Origin of the sequence: Methylomonas rivi (genome assembly GCF_024505165.1) — a bacterium.
Taxonomy (GTDB): domain Bacteria; phylum Pseudomonadota; class Gammaproteobacteria; order Methylococcales; family Methylomonadaceae; genus Methylomonas; species Methylomonas rivi.
This window is the reverse complement of record NZ_JANIBK010000040.1, coordinates 1-17,590: the sequence shown is the minus strand read 5'-3', so window position 1 is coordinate 17,590 and position 17,590 is coordinate 1. Positions and strand designations below refer to the sequence as shown.

The 17,590-nt window shown below is 54.2% G+C and carries 15 protein-coding genes; 6 read left to right on the top strand and 9 right to left on the bottom strand.

The window, feature by feature from the left end:
- The first annotated feature begins 199 nt into the window (after positions 1 to 199).
- The 6 genes from glgB to NP596_RS09600 all read left to right on the top strand — a co-directional run bounded on the left by glgB (position 200) and on the right by NP596_RS09600 (position 10,305).
- The gene (glgB, locus tag NP596_RS09625) at positions 200 to 2,380 is read left to right on the top strand and encodes a 1,4-alpha-glucan branching protein GlgB (protein ID WP_256615120.1); all 2,181 of its coding nucleotides are present in this window, start codon (positions 200 to 202) and stop codon (positions 2,378 to 2,380) included.
- Between the two features lie 56 nt (positions 2,381 to 2,436).
- Positions 2,437 to 3,870, top strand: a complete 1,434-nt coding sequence (glgA, locus tag NP596_RS09620; protein WP_256615119.1) for a glycogen synthase GlgA — start codon at positions 2,437 to 2,439, stop codon at positions 3,868 to 3,870.
- Between the two features lie 148 nt (positions 3,871 to 4,018).
- On the top strand, positions 4,019 to 4,795 hold the full coding sequence (locus tag NP596_RS09615) for a secretin GspD/PilQ domain-containing protein (RefSeq protein ID WP_256615118.1): 777 nt from the start codon (positions 4,019 to 4,021) through the stop codon (positions 4,793 to 4,795).
- 33 nt (positions 4,796 to 4,828) lie between these two features.
- Positions 4,829 to 5,938 carry an alkene reductase gene (locus NP596_RS09610; RefSeq protein ID WP_256615117.1) on the top strand — a complete coding sequence of 370 codons (1,110 nt, stop codon included), beginning with the start codon at positions 4,829 to 4,831 and terminating at the stop codon, positions 5,936 to 5,938.
- 98 nt (positions 5,939 to 6,036) lie between these two features.
- Positions 6,037 to 7,074, top strand: a complete 1,038-nt coding sequence (locus NP596_RS09605) for an extracellular solute-binding protein (protein WP_256615116.1) — start codon at positions 6,037 to 6,039, stop codon at positions 7,072 to 7,074.
- A 3-nt stretch (positions 7,075 to 7,077) separates the two neighbouring features.
- Positions 7,078 to 10,305: an EAL domain-containing protein gene (locus NP596_RS09600; RefSeq protein WP_256615115.1), complete on the top strand. Its 3,228-nt coding sequence runs from the start codon at positions 7,078 to 7,080 to the stop codon at positions 10,303 to 10,305.
- A gap of 254 nt (positions 10,306 to 10,559) precedes the next feature.
- Here NP596_RS09600 and NP596_RS09595 read toward each other — a convergent pair whose 3' ends face one another.
- The 9 genes from NP596_RS09595 to ybgF form a co-directional block, all read right to left on the bottom strand.
- Positions 10,560 to 11,399 carry a CorC family transporter gene (locus tag NP596_RS09595; RefSeq protein ID WP_256615114.1) on the bottom strand — a complete coding sequence of 280 codons (840 nt, stop codon included), beginning with the start codon at positions 11,397 to 11,399 and terminating at the stop codon, positions 10,560 to 10,562.
- Positions 11,396 to 11,857 carry an rRNA maturation RNase YbeY gene (ybeY, locus tag NP596_RS09590; protein WP_256615113.1) on the bottom strand — a complete coding sequence of 154 codons (462 nt, stop codon included), beginning with the start codon at positions 11,855 to 11,857 and terminating at the stop codon, positions 11,396 to 11,398. The genes NP596_RS09595 and ybeY overlap by 4 nt, the downstream gene beginning before the upstream one ends.
- Before the next feature lie 3 nt (positions 11,858 to 11,860).
- Positions 11,861 to 12,844, bottom strand: coding sequence for a PhoH family protein (locus NP596_RS09585; RefSeq protein WP_256615112.1), 984 nt, complete (start codon positions 12,842 to 12,844; stop codon positions 11,861 to 11,863).
- Positions 12,838 to 14,217 carry a tRNA (N6-isopentenyl adenosine(37)-C2)-methylthiotransferase MiaB gene (miaB, locus tag NP596_RS09580; RefSeq protein ID WP_256615111.1) on the bottom strand — a complete coding sequence of 460 codons (1,380 nt, stop codon included), beginning with the start codon at positions 14,215 to 14,217 and terminating at the stop codon, positions 12,838 to 12,840. The genes NP596_RS09585 and miaB overlap by 7 nt, the downstream gene beginning before the upstream one ends.
- Before the next feature lie 104 nt (positions 14,218 to 14,321).
- A complete protein-coding gene (locus NP596_RS09575; RefSeq protein ID WP_256615110.1) occupies positions 14,322 to 15,050 on the bottom strand; it encodes an oxygen-binding di-iron domain-containing protein in 729 nt (242 codons plus the stop codon).
- A gap of 42 nt (positions 15,051 to 15,092) precedes the next feature.
- Positions 15,093 to 15,707 (bottom strand): chemotaxis protein, encoded by a 615-nt coding sequence (locus tag NP596_RS09570; RefSeq protein ID WP_256615109.1) that lies wholly within the window; start codon positions 15,705 to 15,707, stop codon positions 15,093 to 15,095.
- 93 nt (positions 15,708 to 15,800) lie between these two features.
- Positions 15,801 to 16,511: a 7-cyano-7-deazaguanine synthase QueC gene (queC, locus tag NP596_RS09565; RefSeq protein ID WP_256615108.1), complete on the bottom strand. Its 711-nt coding sequence runs from the start codon at positions 16,509 to 16,511 to the stop codon at positions 15,801 to 15,803.
- Positions 16,495 to 17,139, bottom strand: coding sequence for a 7-carboxy-7-deazaguanine synthase QueE (queE, locus tag NP596_RS09560; RefSeq protein WP_256615107.1), 645 nt, complete (start codon positions 17,137 to 17,139; stop codon positions 16,495 to 16,497). The genes queC and queE overlap by 17 nt, the downstream gene beginning before the upstream one ends.
- A gap of 7 nt (positions 17,140 to 17,146) precedes the next feature.
- The coding region (ybgF, locus tag NP596_RS09555) for a tol-pal system protein YbgF (RefSeq protein WP_256615106.1) at positions 17,147 to 17,590 on the bottom strand (444 nt) is incomplete at its 5' end.

Sequence of the window (17,590 nt, the reverse complement as noted above, 5' to 3'; positions counted from 1 at the left end):
TTTGAACGAATTCCAGACTGAAAACCGGCTAACCCATTTTTTCAGCAGATTTGTTTTGACTTCCACTTGCCGCATGGGCCCATTATCGTTACTCTTCACGGAAAAGTAAAAACCCAAGCGTACTAATCTTGTAATCCCATCATCCTTTAAGATTGATACCCTCTAAAAACAAACCTAACTATAACTGAGGCATTGCAAAATGACCAAACCAAGCAAAAGAACCCCGCTTGATTCCGACCTGATTAGAATTATCGAAGCCAAGCATCACGATCCATTTTCGGTTTTGGGCCGCCATACCTCTAACCAAAAAACCGTGATCCGTGCGTTCTTGCCGTATGCCGAAACCGTCAGCATTGGTGAAAAAGGTCCGGCGATGCAGCGTATTTCCGGCACGGATCTATTCGAATGCTATCCCGCGGCAAGCCAGAATATTGCCCCTCATTACGAGCTGTTCTGGACCGACAAGGACGGCCACGATCATCTGGATACCGATCCTTACACCTTCGGCCCCGTATTGGGCGATTTCGATCAACACCTATTTGCCGAAGGCCGGCATTGGCACATTTACCAAAAACTGGGCGGCCACCTGCATAACATGGATGGTATAGACGGGGTTTACTTCGCGGTTTGGGCGCCCAACGCCGAACGTATCAGCGTCATCGGCGACTTCAACCGCTGGGACGGCCGCTGCCATCCGATGCGTAACTTGGGCGGTTGCGGCATTTGGGAACTGTTTATCCCCGGCCTGGAAGCGGGCAGCCTGTATAAATTCGAAATCCGCAACCAACACACCGGCCAGGTACTGGTCAAGACAGACCCTTACGGCCAACAATTCGAATTCCGCCCGCAAACGGCGGCGGTCGTGGTGCGGGAAGACGCTTACCAATGGGAAGACGGCGTCTGGATGGAACGCCGGCCCAACCACGACTGGCTGCATAAACCCATGTCGATTTACGAAGTGCATCTGGGTTCTTGGCAGCGCGATAACCGCGGCAACTTCCTAAATTACCGCGACTTGGCCGGCAAACTGGTCGATTACGTCAAAACCATGGGCTTTACCCATATCGAATTATTACCGATTACCGAGCACCCGCTGGACATCTCCTGGGGTTACCAGACCACCGGCTATTTCGCGCCGACCAGCCGGCACGGCAGCCCGGACGACTTCCGTTATTTCGTGGACCTGTGCCATCAAAACGACATCGGCGTCATTCTCGACTGGGTGCCGGCGCATTTTCCGAAAGACAGTTTCGCCCTGGGCCGCTTCGACGGCACCCCGCTTTACGAACACGAAGACCCGCGCAAGGGCGAACACCGCGACTGGGGCACCTTGATCTACAACTACAGCCGCAATGAAGTGAAAAACTTTTTGCTGTCCAGCGCCTTCTTCTGGCTGGAAGAATTTCACCTGGACGGCTTGCGGGTCGACGCCGTGGCTTCGATGCTGTATCTGGATTATTCCCGCGAAGCCAACGAGTGGATACCCAACATGTACGGCGGCAACGAAAATCTGGAAGCCATCGACTTCCTGCGCCACATGAACGCCGTCACCCACGAACAGCACCCCGGCACCGTGATCATGGCCGAGGAATCCACCTCCTGGCCGCAAGTCACCCGCCCCACCTGGACCGGCGGCCTGGGTTTCTCGATGAAATGGAACATGGGCTGGATGCACGACATTCTGCATTACATGCAGGAGCAACCCATCCACCGCTCCTATCATCATGACCAACTGACCTTCGGTTTGCTGTACGCCTTTACCGAAAACTTCATCCTGCCGTTTTCGCACGACGAAGTCGTGCACGGCAAAGGCTCGCTGCTGAACAAAATGCCCGGCGACGAATGGCAGCGCTTCGCCAACCTGCGCCTGCTCTACACGCTGATGTTCACCTATCCGGGCAAAAAGCTGTTGTTCATGGGCTGCGAATTCGGCCAGGGCACCGAGTGGAGCGTCAATCGCGATTTGGATTGGTACGTGCTGGATTATGCCCACCACCGCGGCGTGCAAACCTTGGTCAAGGATTTGAACAAACTCTACAAAACCCATTCGGCTTTGTACCAATACGACTTCGACCACCAAGGCTTTGAATGGATAGACTGCCATGACTACCAACAATCCATCATCAGTTACCGGCGCAAATCGGCCAGCGAAGACCTGATCGTGATTCTGAATTTTACCCCGGTGCCTCGCGAGAATTATCGGATCGGCGTGCCCAGGGAAGGCGTTTATCTGGAAATCTTCAATTCCGACTCGGAATATTATGACGGCAGCAACATGGGTAACGGCCATGTACATTCCGAGCCCCAGCCCTGGATGAACATGCAGCATTCCATTACCGTCACGCTGCCGCCATTGGCCGGCATCATACTGAAAATGTGAGACGCGCGGAGTGAATCGCCATAAAGTACGCACCCTAACGACACCTGTTAAAATTTATGAAAAAAATCCTCTTCGCCAGCAGCGAAACCCATCCTTTGATCAAGACCGGCGGCCTCGCCGACGTCGCCGGCAGCCTGCCGGTCGCGCTGACCGGACTGGGCCAGGATGTACGCATCATCATGCCCAATTACCAGGGCATTAAAAATTGCGAACCCGGCCGCTATTTATGCACCGTGCGGGTCAACAATTGCGACGTCAACCTGCTGGAAACCCGCTTGCCCGACAGCGAAGTGGTTGTCTGGCTGGTGGATTATCCGCCCTTCTTCGACCATCCCGGCAACCCATACAACGATGAGAACGGCAATCCCTGGCCCGACATCGGCGACCGCTTCGCCCTGTTTTGCCGCATCGTGGTGGAAGTGGCGATGAACCGCGCCTACCTGGACTGGAAACCGGACGTGGTGCATTGCAACGATTGGCAAACCGGTTTGATTCCGGCGTTGTTATCGCTGGAAGAGCAAAGGCCCGCCACGATATTCACCATTCACAACATGGCTTATCAAGGCGTGTTTCCCGCCAGCACCTATAACTTATTGAACCTGCCCGGCCAGCTCTGGCACCAGGACGGCCTGGAATACCACGGCATGCTGTCCTTTATCAAGGGCGGCTTAAGTTATTCCGACCGCATCACCACCGTCAGCCCGACCTACGCCCAGGAAATCCAAACCCCGGAATTCGGTTACGGCCTGGAAGGCTTGCTGGCGCACCGTCAACACGACTTGTCGGGGATCATCAACGGCATAGACATCAATGTCTGGAACCCGGAAACCGACCAAAAAATCGCCCAAACCTACAACAGCAAAACCCTGCCTAAAAAGGCTCTGAACAAAACCGCATTACAGGCCAGATTGGGTTTGCCGGTTTCGGCCGAAGTACCGCTGTTCGGCCTGATCGGCCGCCTGGTCGACCAAAAGGGTGTCGATTTGGTATTAAGCTGCTTGAAGGAAATGGCCAGAATGCCGCTGCAATTCGCCCTGTTGGGCAGCGGCGACAGCAGCATACAGGTGCGTTTGCAGGATTTTGCCCGTTTATACCCGGATAAAATTTCCATCACCATCGGTTACGATGAAAATCTGGCCCATCAAATCGAGGCCGGCGCCGATATGTTTTTGATGCCGTCGCGCTTTGAGCCTTGCGGACTCAACCAAATGTACAGCCAGCGTTACGGCACCTTGCCCATCGTGCGCAAAACCGGCGGATTGGCCGATACCGTCGTCGATGTGCTGCCGCAAACCCTGGCGGACGGTACCGCCAGCGGTTTCGTATTCAACGATGCAGTGCCCGGCGCCTTGATGGAAACCATCAAACGCGGCTTGGTATTGCATGCCAACAAACCGCTCTGGCAAAAATTGCAGCGCAATGCCATGAGCAAGGATTTTTCCTGGGAAAATAGCGCCAATCAATATTTGTCCCTGTACCGTGAAATTTAAACCCCGGCTTTTTGTTAACCCCGTGGGAACGTCAAAACGATCCCACGGGGCGCCATGCCTGGCCGCGACATGCTTAAAGTTCGGGCTAAAAACCAAACATCCGCCGCTATTTAATCTACGTTGTCGAAGCCGGCTTACTAGCTGGCTGGTGGGTTTGGGCCTGCTATTGTTGCAATGCGCGGCTCAGGCCGACGACAGCGTCATCGAGATGATCGCTTTGCGTAATCGCCCCGCCGCCGAGATACAAGCGTTACTGGTACCCATGCTGGAAGCAAACGAAGTGGTTAGCGGCGACGGCTTCAATCTGATTGTGAAAGCTAGCCCCCAGCGTCTGGCTACATTTCGCGGCCTTATCGATCAGCTTGATACCCGCCCGCATAACCTGCTTATTTCGGTCATGCAAAACAGCCATCAATCCGCCGATCAACTCAACGCCGAAGCGGCAATCCAGCTGTCCGGCCAGTCGATTCGCATGCGCGGCATGAGCGGCGACACCCGCAATCTCGAGCAACAAAGAACGACCCAGCAATTGCGTACGCTTGAAGGCCAAGCCGCGCATATCCAGGCCGGCAATAGCAGACCCGTCGAGAATATCGGCGTATACGGCAATGCCTACGGCTACGCCGGCATCACCAGCAATACGTATATGCAGGAAGCCAGCACGGGTTTTGCCGTGGTCCCGCGTCTGATAGGCAACGATGAAGTGATGGTCGACATCGAACCCTGGTCGGATCGCTTCACCCACAACGGCGCGGTTGAAACCCGCAACCTGCGGACGTCTGTACGCGGGCGGTTGGGCGAATGGCTGGAAATTGGCGGCGTGGAGGAACAACGGCAAACCGATCGCCAGGGATTCAACGGTCTTAATTACAGCACGCGCAACCGCAACCAGGGCACCCTGATTAAAATCGATTTGGCGGATTGATAGCTGATTTCCCTAACTCCTCATCTCTTAAGTATGAACAGACTCACCGATACCGATTTATTTCAACCCGTCAAAATAGGTGCGTGGCGGCTAGCCAACCGTATCGTCATGGCGCCGTTAACCCGTTGCCGGGTTAAAAACGACGGCATTCCGGGGCCGATGCAAGCGACTTATTACGCCCAGCGCGCCAGCACCGGTTTAATCATCAGCGAAGCCACCAATATTTCGCCGCAAGGACGCGGCTATGCCTTTACCCCCGGCATTTTTACCGAGGCCCAAATCAAGGGCTGGCGGCAAGTTACCGACGCGGTGCATGCCGCACAAGGCAAAATCGTTTGCCAACTGTGGCATGTGGGGCGATTTTCCCACCCCTCGCTGCAGCCGGATGGCGGATTGCCGGTAGCGCCATCCGCCATTGCCCCGGACGGCGACACCTTTACCGAACAAGGCTTGCAACGCGTGCCGACCCCGCGCGCCCTGGAAACGGCGGAAATCCCCGCCATTGTCGAACAATACCGGCACGCCGCCCATTGCGCCCAACAAGCCGGCTTCGACGGCGTGGAAATCCACTCGGCTAACTGCTACTTGTTGGAACAGTTCATCCGGGATTCCACTAATCATCGCAGCGACCGGTACGGCGGCGGCATTGAAAACCGTACCCGGCTGGTACTGGAAGTGACCGAGGCCGTAACAACGATTTGGGGAGGCGACCGTGTCGGCATACGCCTGTCGCCGGTTACGCCCAGCGCCGGCAACACTCCCATGGACAGTGATGTCATGGCGACCTACGGCTACCTGATCGAACAACTGAATCGGTTTGGTCTGGCCTATCTGCATTTCGTCGAAGGCGCCACCCGCGATTCGCGCGAGATACCCGCGCCTGCCGATCTGCAAAAATTGCGCGCTCTGTTCAAGGGCCCTTACATGGCCAACAATCTATACACCGCGGAGCTGGCTTACCAGGCCCGCAAGAACGGCAGCGCCGACTTGGTGTGTTTCGGCCGGCCGTTCATTGCCAATCCGGACTTGGTGGCTCGCCTGAAAGCGGGAGCCGAACTGGCGGAGGCGCCCAGGGAAACCTGGTACGGCGGCGATGAACGCGGCTACACCGATTGGCCCGCGCTGGGCGCATCCCAACCGTAATGGGCCTGAAACCACCGAGACGCCGGCATGGCCGGCTCGTAAGCCTGGGCCGGTGCTAGCCGGCGCGCAATCCGCAACCCGTTTTTATGCCGCCCGACATGCGCGTCGAACCAGCCAAGTCCGCCTTTCCCATCATTTGCCTGATGCTGCTGTTATGCGCGCAGACCGTCGCGAACGCGCATGAAACCCTGCGCGTTCTGGCTTGGCCCGGCTATGCCGACACCGAGATAGTCGCCCTTTTCCGGCAACGTTTCAACGTGGACGTCGAGGTAACCGCCGTCAGCTCGGACGATGACCTCTGGGATAAAATCGGTACCGGCGGCTTTGACGTGTTCGCGGCCAATACCGCCGAATTGCAGCGTTACATCAAGCAAAACCTGGCGACACCCATAGACATCGGCAATATTCCCAACCATAAAAACCAGCTGCCGCGCTTTCAAAATCTGGCCGCAATTCCGGGCTTAATGCATGATGGCAAGCTCTATGCCATCCCTTATACCTACTCGGAAATGGGGCTGATATATAACCGGAAAACCGTCAAGGCGATCCCGGACTCCATGGCCGCCATGTGGGATCCCGTCTATCGCGGCCGGGTGTTGGCGTTTAATGCCAGCAATCATAATTTTTCTGTTGCCGGTCTGCTGATGGGGGTAAAAAACCCCTTCGATATGGACGACGGCGAACTCGCCCGGGCCGCCAAGCGATTAGTGGACTTGCGGCGCAATGTGTTAACGTTTTACGCCACCGCCGAGGAAGCCGCCACGCTGTTTTCCAAGTATGATATTACCCTGCTTTTCGGCAATTACGGTACCCAACAATTGAAAGCCCTACGCGAAGCCGGCGCGGATATCGGCTATATCATTCCCAAGGAAGGCGCGCTGGCCTGGCTGGATTGTTGGGCCATTACCCCGGCGGCCGCGAATAGAAAACTGGCGGAAAACTGGATCAATTTCATGCTGGAGTATGCCGTCAGCCAGCACCTAACCGACAAGCACGGCCTCGCCAATACCGTCGCGCCGTTTCCGGACAGCCGCGAGAACGACAAAATCATCTGGCTGGAGCCCTTGTCGGAACCCGGAAAACGTAAAGCCTTGTGGGACCGCATCATTTCCGGCGACAGCCCGGAAACATTCTGAACCATGCGATTAAGCGTAGGCATTAAACTGGGTTTTTGGCTGGCGCTGTTCGGGAGTTTATCGATCGGCTTGTTCGGCTATTATATTTTCGTGCGCAGTCAGGACTTATTGGTCCAATCCTCAAAGGACAAATTACTGACTGCCGCCCGAGCATTTGCCGATCGTCTCAGCGATGCGACGAGCGATATCGCCGCCGATATAAAATTCATCGAAACGCTACCGCTAACGCTGCAAGTCATGGAACATGCCCCGGGCCCCGCATCGGATAACCCGGAACAACGGCAACTCGAGCAAGTGTTTGCCAGCCTGTTGGCCGCCAGACCGGAATACGCGCAAATCAGGCTGATAGATGCCGCCAACCACGGCAAGGAACTGGTTCGGGTCGACCGGGATCTGGCCGGCATTAAAATCGTCACCGGGCGGCAATTACAAGAAAAAGGCCATTTCCCCTATGTTTTCGAGACCGTGCGCCTGCCGGCCGGACAGCTTTATATATCCGAAATCAACCTGAACCGGGAATTGGGCAGTCATCTCGGCTTCGGCAAACCGACGATCAGAGTCGCCACCACCACACAAAGCCGAACGCATAAACAGGGCGTCATAGTCATCAACGTTAATCTCGACGGCCTTTTCAAGCACATACACAGCGACTTGCCGGCCAATAGCAATGCACTGCTCACCAATATACACGGCGATTATTTGATTCACCCCGATCCCGGCAAAACCTTTGCCTTCGAACAAGGCCGGCAATTTCTCATTCAAGCCGACATCCCGTCCAGCCAGGTGGTGCTTGAAGGTAACGAACCGCACACGCTGACCTTAACCGACGCCTTACCCGGCGGCACTGCCTTGGCGGCTTTGGTGCGGGTTCCATTGGGAGCGCCCGGCGCCCGGCGCATGGTTATGCTGGGCCTGTATACACCGCTGGAAAGCGTTATCGCGGAAAGCGAAATACTGGGCTTCAACGTGATACAAGTCACGGCTTTGTTCGGCATCCTGGCCGTTTTGCTTTCCCTGGTACTGGCCCGGATTCTGGCCAAACCTCTGAACCAAATGGCCAAAACCGTTTCTCAGTTCGAGCTCGGCAAACCGCTGCCCGATTTACCGGACCGCAGAAACGACGAAATCGGCTATCTGGCCGGCAGTTTTTCGACCCTGATAAGCAAATTGAACCAACAAGTCGCGGCCCTGCATGCCTCCGAAACTAAACTGCAGACCATACTCGACAATATTCCGCTCGGTATCTGGTTGATCGGGGCGGACGGAGAATCGCGCTTTTTGAACAAAACCTTGCAGGAAGCCCTGGGCATGACCGATGAGGCCTTTTTTGCCGATCCGCGCCTGTCCAAATTACTGACATTCGACGCCCCTTCCGCTGTAACGCCCTCCATGGTTCAAGAGCAGGAGGTGTTAACGTTTGCCGACGGTAGCCGGCATGTGCTGGAGATCAAAAAAGTCATGCTGTTAGAGCAAACGGGTGTCGAATCCGCCCTTATAGGCATTGCCATCGACATCACCGAGCGTAAAAATGCCGAGCAGATTCTGCGCTCCAGCGAGGAAAAGCTCAGAACCATGTTTGAAATGTCGCCGCTGGGCATTGCGCAAAACAGCATGGACGGCCGCTATATGGAAGCCAACAAGGCCTTGTTGGATATGGTCGGTTATTCGTTGGATGAATTAAACCGCATCAGTTATTGGGAGTTAACGCCTCAAGATTATGAGCCGCAGGAATTGCAACAGCTGCAATCCCTGGCGGATAGGGGGAAATACGGCCCGTATGAAAAAGAATATCTGCATCGCGACGGCCATAAGATCCCCATCCGCCTGAATGGCGTGCTGATTACCGGCGGCGATGGCCAACAATATATCTGGTCCATCGTCGAAGACATCACCCAACAAAAACAATCGGCACAGCTGATCTGGGAGCAAGCCAATTTCGATCCGCTTACCCGCCTGCCTAATCGCCGCATGTTTCACGACCGGCTAAGCTTGCTGCTTAAAAAAGCCCATCGGCGGCAATTACCGTTGGCATTGATATTTTTGGATCTCGACCGCTTTAAGGAAGTCAACGATACTCTGGGACACGCCATGGGCGATCTATTGCTGGCCGATGCCGCTCAGCGCCTGCTGAGTTGCGTGCGGGAATCCGACACCGTGGCCCGGTTGGGCGGCGACGAATTCACCTTGATTCTGGACGAATTGGACGATATTGCCAGCGTTGAACGGATCATCCAAGGTATTCTGCGGACACTGGCCGAACCGTTCCAGCTCAAGGACAAGCAGGCTTTTGTGTCCGCCAGCATCGGCGTCACCCTATACCCGAAAGACGGCAGCGACCAAGACACCTTGATTAAAAATGCCGACCAAGCCATGTACGCCGCCAAGCAGCAGGGGCGCAACCGATACAGTTTCTTTACCGCTTCCATGCAGGAAGCGGCCATGGTCAAAATGCAAACAGCCATCGATTTGCGCCTTGCCTTGGCCGCCGAGCAATTCAAGCTGTATTACCAACCTATCGTGGAACTGCAAACCGGCCGCATCCAAAAGGCGGAAGCCTTGCTGCGCTGGGCGCACCCCACCAACAGTCTGCTGTTCAGCCCGAATAACTTTATTTCCATTGCCGAGGACATCGGCATTATCGGCGAAATTGGCGATTGGGTGTTTAAAGAGGCCACCCGCCAGGCGGCCGAATGGCGAAACCGGTACGTTCCGCACTTGCAAGTGAGCGTTAACAAATCGCCCCTGCAATTTTTTAAAGGCCGCGATCAACATTCATTGTGGCTTGAGCATCTGCGGGCTTTAGGCCTGCCGGGCAATGCCGTAGTGATTGAAATTACCGAAGGCTTGCTGCTGGAAGCAAGTCCTGAAGTGTCCGAAATTTTATCCGCCTTCCGCCGGGCCGGCCTGCAAGTGTCGCTGGACGATTTCGGCACCGGCTACTCCGCGCTGGCTTATCTAAAGAAATTCGATATCGACTTTCTCAAAATCGACCGTTCTTTTGTCAGCCACTTGGCGCCGCAATCCAACGATATGGTGCTATGCGAAGCCATTATCGCGATGGCGCACAAACTAGGCATGAAAGTGATCGCGGAAGGGATAGAAACCGCGCAACAACGTAATTTACTGCTGGAGGCCGGCTGCGATTACGGGCAAGGTTTTTTATTCGCGAAACCCTTGCCCGCCGAAGAATTCGAGCAATTGCTGAGCCGACAGACAAATACGATTCCATGACGGGTTAGCCGAAGGCCGGATACAACCCGGCCTTACTCTGAAAGGCCGGCCCTGCCCTAACGTCGGTTTTCATCTTGCGAAGGCGGCGCGACCTCTAAGGGTATGGTTGGAAACAACTTACCGAAATATATTTCCTTGTAGGAGGGCCTTTAGCCGCGATGAGCGCCTCGATCGGGGCTAAAGCCCCTCCTAGCGGCAACAATCCCCGGAAATACGGGGATGTTATTTTTGACGAAACCCTAAATAGACGTTACTTATTTGATTTTCAGTTTCAACAAGTGAACCCGACGATTATCGGCCCGCAACACTTCAAAATTAAAGTCCTCGATCTCGACCTTTTCACCTTTTTTAGGAAAGTGTTCCAATCTTTGCAAAATCAAGCCGCCCACCGTGTCGCATTCGCTGTCTTCCAGGTCGACCGAAAAATATTCGTTAAAATCCGATATCGGGGTCAGGGCGCTGACGATAAATTCGCGTTCGCTGCGCTGCGAAATGTAGTCTTGGGTTTCATCGTCGTCATGTTCGTCTTCGATTTTACCGACGATTTGTTCCAACACGTCTTCGATGGTGACCAAGCCGGCGGCGTTGCCGTATTCGTCGACCACAATCGCCATATGATTGCGTTCGGTGCGGAATTCCTTTAACAATACATTTAAACGCTTGCTTTCCGGCACCACGCTCACCGGCCGCATCACAGCTTCAACTTTAAGCGATTTGTTTTGCAGCACATGAGCCAGGATATCCTTGACCAGCAGAACACCTACCACCTTGCTGCGGTCTTCTTCAATAACCGGGAAGCGGGAGTGGGCGAACTCGATCACCAACGGAAAAATAGTTTCCAGTTCGGCGTCCCGAGGCACCACCACCATTTGCGAGCGGGGAATCATGATGTCTCTGACGCGCATTTCGGAGACTTGCATGACGCCTTCGATCATGGCTAGCGAATCGGAATCCAGCAGGTGTTTTTCTTCCGATTCTCTGAGTATTTCCAATAAATCTTCTTGGTCTTGCGGCTCCCCAGTCAGGAAATGGCTGATGCGTTCCAGCAAACTTCTCTGATGGGGCTGACTACTCGGGGGATAACCGTCGCTCATTGCGTACTCGCTTCCTGATAGGGATTGGCTATATTCAACTTGTTCAAAAACTTGATCTCCAGCGCTTCCATTTCCTCGGCTTCGGTTTCCTCAATATGGTCGTAACCGAGCAAATGCAAGGTACCGTGAATGGTAATATGCGCCCAGTGGTGTTCGGGCAATTTATGTTGTTGTCGGGCTTCTTGGGCAATCAACGGAACACAGATAACCAGGTCGCCCAGCAAATCCAACACGACGCCTTCCGGCGCTTCGAAAGGGAAACTCAGGATATTGGTGGAGCCTGGTTTATGCCGGTACCGCCGATTCAATTCGGCGCTTTCGGCATCGTCAACCAAACGAATCACGATTTCGCTATCTTGGCCGGGATCGGCCAGCACCGTATCGACCCAGCGTTGAAACTGCCGTTCGCTGGGGTAATCGCTGCTTTCGGTAGCGATTTGTATGTCCAGATAATTCATGAGTTACGAAGTCTGTTCCTGCTCGTAACGATCGTAAGCAGCCACGATGCGCTGTACCAGAGGATGCCTAACCACGTCGCGTACCCCGAAAAAGGTAAAACTGATACCTTCCACATCTTTTAAAACCTTAAGCACATGCTTCAGACCGGACATTTTCTCGCTAGGCAAATCGATTTGCGTCACATCGCCGGTAATGACGGCGGTGGAACCGAAGCCTACCCGGGTCAGAAACATTTTGATTTGCTCGGTGGTGGTATTTTGCGCTTCATCCAGAATGATAAAAGAGTCGTTGAGCGTACGCCCGCGCATAAACGCCAAGGGTGCCACTTCGATAACATTTTTTTCCAACAATTTTTCCACCCGCTCAAAACCCAGCATATCGTACAAGGCATCGTACAGAGGCCGCAGATAAGGATCGACCTTTTGCGCCATATCGCCGGGCAAAAATCCCAACTTTTCTCCCGCTTCCACCGCGGGCCTGACTAAAATGATGCGCCGCACGGTTTCATTCTGCAGCGCTTCCACCGCGCAGGCCACCGCCAAAAAGGTTTTGCCGGTACCGGCGGGTCCTACGCCGAAATTAATATCATGACTGAGAATCTTGCGCAAATATTCCTGCTGGTTTTCCCCCCGGCCTTTGATGACCCCGCGCTTGGTTTTGATGGCGACCGGGTCGGACTTTACCGCCGGCACCGTCTGCAACAACTGATCGATACTGGCATCCTGCAAACTCAAGTGCACCTGTTCAGGGGTAATTTCTTCCTTGTCCGCCTGATCGAATAATTTTTGCATCACCGCGCAGGCCGCCTTGACGGCAGCGTCGACACCCGTAATTTTAAAATGATTACTGCGGTTGGCGATATCCACATGCAGCCGTTGCTCGATCTGCCGTAAATGAATGTCAAGCTGCCCGCAAAAGTTCGACAAACGTTGGTTGTCCGCCGGCAATAAGGTAATTTCCTGTGAATATTCAGCGGCTGTCAACACGCGACCTTTATGTCCTGAGGGATATTTTGCATAATTTTTTCGACGGAGGATTCCACCAAGCGTCCGCGCAGCGAATTTGGCAATGCTTCGGTAATCAGCACATCCACAAACTGGCCGATCAAGCGCGGATGGGCGGCAAAATTGACTACCCGGTTGTTTTCGGTGCGCCCGGTCAAATGCAAGGGGTTTTTCTTGGAAACGCCTTCCACCAATACACTTTGCACCGAACCTACCATAGCCTCGGAAATCGCCATAAACATTTCGTTCAAGCGCGTTTTCAGGCGTTGCAAACGTCGCTCTTTAACTTCCATGCCGACATCGTCCGGATAATTCGCAGCCGGGGTGCCGGGTCTGGCGCTGAAAATAAAGCTGTAGGAAAAATCGAAACCCACTTCTTCGATCAGCGCCATGGTATCTTCAAAATCTTGCTCGGTTTCGCCCGGGAAGCCGATGATAAAATCGGAAGACAGACTGATACCCGGACGCGCGGCCTTGATTTTGCGCATGATTTCCAGATAATCCTCGCGCGCGTGCCCCCGTTTCATTTCGGCCAGAATCCGGTTGCTGCCGCTTTGTACCGGCAGGTGCAAATGATTCACCAGTTGCGGAATTTCGGCAAAAGCCTCGATGATATCGTCGGTAAATTCCAGTGGGTGCGATGTGGTGAAGCGAATACGGTCTATACCCTCCACGGCGGCGACGAAATGCAACAGCAACGCAAAGCTGGCGATGTCGCCGTCTTCCATTTCGCCGCGGTAGGCGTTGACATTTTGCCCCAGCAGATTGATTTCCCGCACGCCTTGCGCGGCCAGGGTCTCGATCTCTGCAATCACGTCTTTCAACGGCCGGCTGACTTCCTCGCCGCGCGTATAAGGCACCACGCAATAAGTACAGTATTTACTGCAACCTTCCATCACCGAGACGAAGGCCTTGGGGCCTTCGGCGCGCGGTTCCGGCAGGTTGTCGAATTTCTCGATTTCCGGAAACGAAATGTCGACGACATGATGATCACCGCTACGGGCTTTATTCAACAATTCCGGCAGACGGTGCAGGGTTTGCGGGCCGAACACGATGTCGACATACGGCGCGCGTTTTTGAATAGCCGCCCCTTCCTGACTGGCCACGCAACCGCCGACGCCGATGATCACTTCGGGCCGTTTATCTTTAATTTTTTTCCAGCGTCCGACCGCGGAAAATACTTTTTCTTGCGCTTTTTCGCGAATGGAACAGGTGTTTAGCAATAAAACATCGGCTTGTTCAGGAATGTCCGTCAATTCCAGGCCATGCGATGCCAGCAGTACATCCCGCATTTTATCGGAATCGTACTCGTTCATCTGACAACCGTTAGTTTGTATATAAAGTTTTTGCGCCATGCTTGATGAGATACTCCAAAACACCCTCTAACAAAAAACCCCCGTCTTCCGACGAGGGCTGATTTTTGGCGAATTATAACGACTATTCACGGCAAATGTTTGTTTTATACGGCAATCCCGACTTGCAAGGCTTCAAACCAGTCCAGAAAGCGTTTCACGTCATCGCCCTTAAACATGCGCCCATGCTGGGGAGCGAGGATTTCGATATCCAAACTGCGCACCCTGTCTATCCAGGCCCGCTTGGCCTGATTGGACGGCATCCAGCGTTGATGAAAAAAGCGCATTTTTTCGACATGCGCATCGAAATTTTCCACAAACACAGGCTGGCCCGGCGCTTCCAGGGCCGCGCCAATATCCCCGGAAAATAAAATTTTAGCCTGCGGATCGTAAATATTGAAATTAGCGGACGAATGCAAATAATGCGCGGGCACAATTTGCAGCTCCACGCTACCTAGATTGATGACGCCGCCGTTATCCGGAATCGGCACATATTGAATGCTTTCGCAGCCGAAATGCCGTAAAAAACCTTCCCACAGCCCGGCGGCATGCAGCTTGGCGTGCGGCAGAGCCTGATCCCACAAACCCAGCGATGAAATGATGTCCGGGTCCTGGTGCGAGGCGAACAAATCGGTGATTTCATCCACCGGCGCATGATGCAAGACCGCCGCCAGCATGGGCGCGAACAACTCTATGCCGCCGGGATCGATCAGCAAGCAACGTTTGTCGGTGCGCACCACGTATTGGTTTGTGTCTATGATGTTATCCGGTTTATACGGGTCTCGGCCGTACATGATCCACTGGTAGGCCCCCTCGTAAATTTTAGTCATTTTCATGGATAACTTTGCCTCTTTGCTGGTAATCGATGTATTCGGGAGTTAATCGCCGGTGCTAATCATGGTTAACGCACTGCGGCATTTGTGCACTTTGTCGTGAATGATTTGAGCGGCATGGTCCACGCTTTCAGCCACGGCTTGCAGACTTTGCAAGTATTCGCCTGCCTGGGAGGCCTCGATACGGGAGTTGGCCGCAATCACCCGCGCCGCCCGGGCCGGATGCATCACATCCGCAAGCTGGGCCAGCAATTCCGAAACATGCAGTGAGAATTGCCGCCGGCAATCCGTCCGCCGTTGCCTGGCTTGCTGCAAGGATTGCGTCAACGAACCCGCATAGGGAGCCGACGAGGCGCTAACCGCGACTTTCTCGAAACGCTTACAGGCCTCGGACATTCTGTGCTCCTTGACTGTCAGCCGGTAAAGTTTCAGCGCATGTTCGTTGATGTTATTGACCAGTTCGATGGTTTCTTTCGCCAACTCATTGATGAAATCGGTAATCGGTTGAAAACCCTTGGCTTTCTCGCCAGCCCTAAAAGCAATGGCTTTGGCGTTGGCCGCCGCCAATGAAATTTCCTTGGCCACTTCCATGACGGCGCTTAATTCCGCGGCAATTGAAGCAACGGCAACAAACTGGGATTTGTTTGAACTCATTCGCATAGTATGCTCGGCTTTTGATTAACGGGATATTCTCATCAAGCGTTTAGCATAATCCACAAACCCTAGCCGCGCACTTTTTAGCTGAAAAGTGCGTTAGCGGTAACAGGTTGGATCCGGCACCCCCGCCTGGGCAAACCCGGCCTTACGCAGGCGGCAGGCATCGCAACGGCCGCAGGCCCTGCCCTGACGGTCGGCGGCATAGCAAGACACCGTACTGGCATAATCGACCCCCAGACCGATGCCTTGGGCAATAATCTCGGCTTTGCTTAACGCTATCAACGGGGTATGAATTTGAATTTTATGCCCTTCCACGCCGGCCTTGGTGGCCAGATTGGCCATCGTTTGAAAAGCCTCGATAAATGCCGGCCGGCAATCCGGATAGCCCGAATAATCCACCGCATTGACGCCGATAAACACGTCATGCACATTCAACACTTCCGCCCAACCCAAGGCAAACGACAAAAAAATGGTATTGCGGGCCGGTACATAAGTAACCGGGATACCTTCCTGCGGCGACTGAGGCACCTCGATATGAGCGTCGGTCAGGGCCGAGCCGCCGATACTGTCCAAACCGAGGCGGATGATTTTGTGCTCCAAAACCCGATAATGCTGGGCAATGTTCTTGGCCGCTTCCAGTTCGGCATTATGCCGCTGACCGTAATCGAAGCTCAGCGCGTAACAATCGTAACCCTGCCGTTTGGCAAGCGCCAGCACCGTAATCGAGTCCAGCCCCCCGGACAATAAAATAATGGCGTTTTTCCGTTCGCCGCCCCGCGTGGTCTTTAGGCTATTTTCCGCGTGCATCGTCCCAAAGATATTTGTGCAATTGAATTTGAAACCGGACCGGCAGCCGATCCGCCAAAATCCTGTCCGCCAAATTTGCGGCCGGCATTGCGCCCATGACCGGCGAAAACAACACCTGGCAACGCTCTTGCAGCCGATATTCAATCAGCTGTTGCTTGGACCATTCGTAATCGGCCTCGTCGGCAATCACGAATTTGACCTGGTCCCGCGCGGTCAGATGGGTAAGGTTGCTATACAGGTTCCGCTGCATTTCTCCCGAGCCGGGCGTTTTCAAGTCCATCACCTTGACGACGCGGGGATCGACGCTTGAAACATCCAATGCGCCGCTGGTTTCCAAGGATACCTCATAACCCGCATCCAGCAACTCGGCCATCAGCGCATTGCAAGCCGGTTGCGCCAGAGGTTCGCCGCCGGTCACGGTGACGTAAGGGGTAGAGTAGCTTTTTACTTGCGACATGATTTGCGGCAGGGTTTGCTTTTCCCCGCCGCTAAAAGCATAGGCGGTGTCGCAATAACCGCAGCGCAGCGGGCAGCCGGTCAGGCGTATGAACACGGTAGGCAGACCTACCGTATTCGACTCGCCTTGCAAGGAATAAAAAATTTCGGTAATGCGGAGCGATAAATCCATGCGAAATTTATTGCGGCATTTGCGCCAGTTTTTTGCTCGCCAAATGCGCGGCGGTGGTCTCCGGATAGTTGGCGGTAACCCGGGTTAAATAATCGCGGGCTTTTGCCGGATTCTGCTGGTCGAATTCTATGTAACCCAACTTTAGCAAGGCATCCGGCACCTTGGAACTATTCGGATACTGATTGACGACCTTGTTGAATGCCGCCCGGGCCTTATCGTATTCCCGGTTGATTTTATAAGCTTCGCCCAACCAATATTGGGAATTATCGCTGAATTCGCCCGCCGGATAATCGGCGTGCAGCGCTTCGAACATTTGAATGGCCCGAGCGTTGTGACCATTCCGCAAAGTTTCGTACGCTTCTTGATAACGCTCTTTTTCACCGGCTTTCGCCGTGGCGGGCGCGGCGGGTGCCTCGGCGGTTTTGGCCTCAACAGCGGCCGCCGCGGACAC

What these genes read in the sequence shown, in the direction of transcription:
- glgB (WP_256615120.1), top strand. Translation starts at nt 200, where the DNA reads ATGACCAAACCAAGCAAAAGAACCCCGCTTGATTCCGACCTGATTAGA.
- glgA (WP_256615119.1), top strand. Translation starts at nt 2,437, where the DNA reads ATGAAAAAAATCCTCTTCGCCAGCAGCGAAACCCATCCTTTGATCAAG.
- NP596_RS09610 (WP_256615117.1), top strand. Translation starts at nt 4,829, where the DNA reads ATGAACAGACTCACCGATACCGATTTATTTCAACCCGTCAAAATAGGT.
- NP596_RS09605 (WP_256615116.1), top strand. Translation starts at nt 6,037, where the DNA reads ATGCGCGTCGAACCAGCCAAGTCCGCCTTTCCCATCATTTGCCTGATG.
- NP596_RS09600 (WP_256615115.1), top strand. Translation starts at nt 7,078, where the DNA reads ATGCGATTAAGCGTAGGCATTAAACTGGGTTTTTGGCTGGCGCTGTTC.
- NP596_RS09595 (WP_256615114.1), bottom strand. Translation starts at nt 11,399, where the DNA reads ATGAGCGACGGTTATCCCCCGAGTAGTCAGCCCCATCAGAGAAGTTTG.
- ybeY (WP_256615113.1), bottom strand. Translation starts at nt 11,857, where the DNA reads ATGAATTATCTGGACATACAAATCGCTACCGAAAGCAGCGATTACCCC.
- miaB (WP_256615111.1), bottom strand. Translation starts at nt 14,217, where the DNA reads ATGGCGCAAAAACTTTATATACAAACTAACGGTTGTCAGATGAACGAG.
- NP596_RS09575 (WP_256615110.1), bottom strand. Translation starts at nt 15,050, where the DNA reads ATGAAAATGACTAAAATTTACGAGGGGGCCTACCAGTGGATCATGTAC.
- NP596_RS09570 (WP_256615109.1), bottom strand. Translation starts at nt 15,707, where the DNA reads ATGCGAATGAGTTCAAACAAATCCCAGTTTGTTGCCGTTGCTTCAATT.
- queC (WP_256615108.1), bottom strand. Translation starts at nt 16,511, where the DNA reads ATGCACGCGGAAAATAGCCTAAAGACCACGCGGGGCGGCGAACGGAAA.
- queE (WP_256615107.1), bottom strand. Translation starts at nt 17,139, where the DNA reads ATGGATTTATCGCTCCGCATTACCGAAATTTTTTATTCCTTGCAAGGC.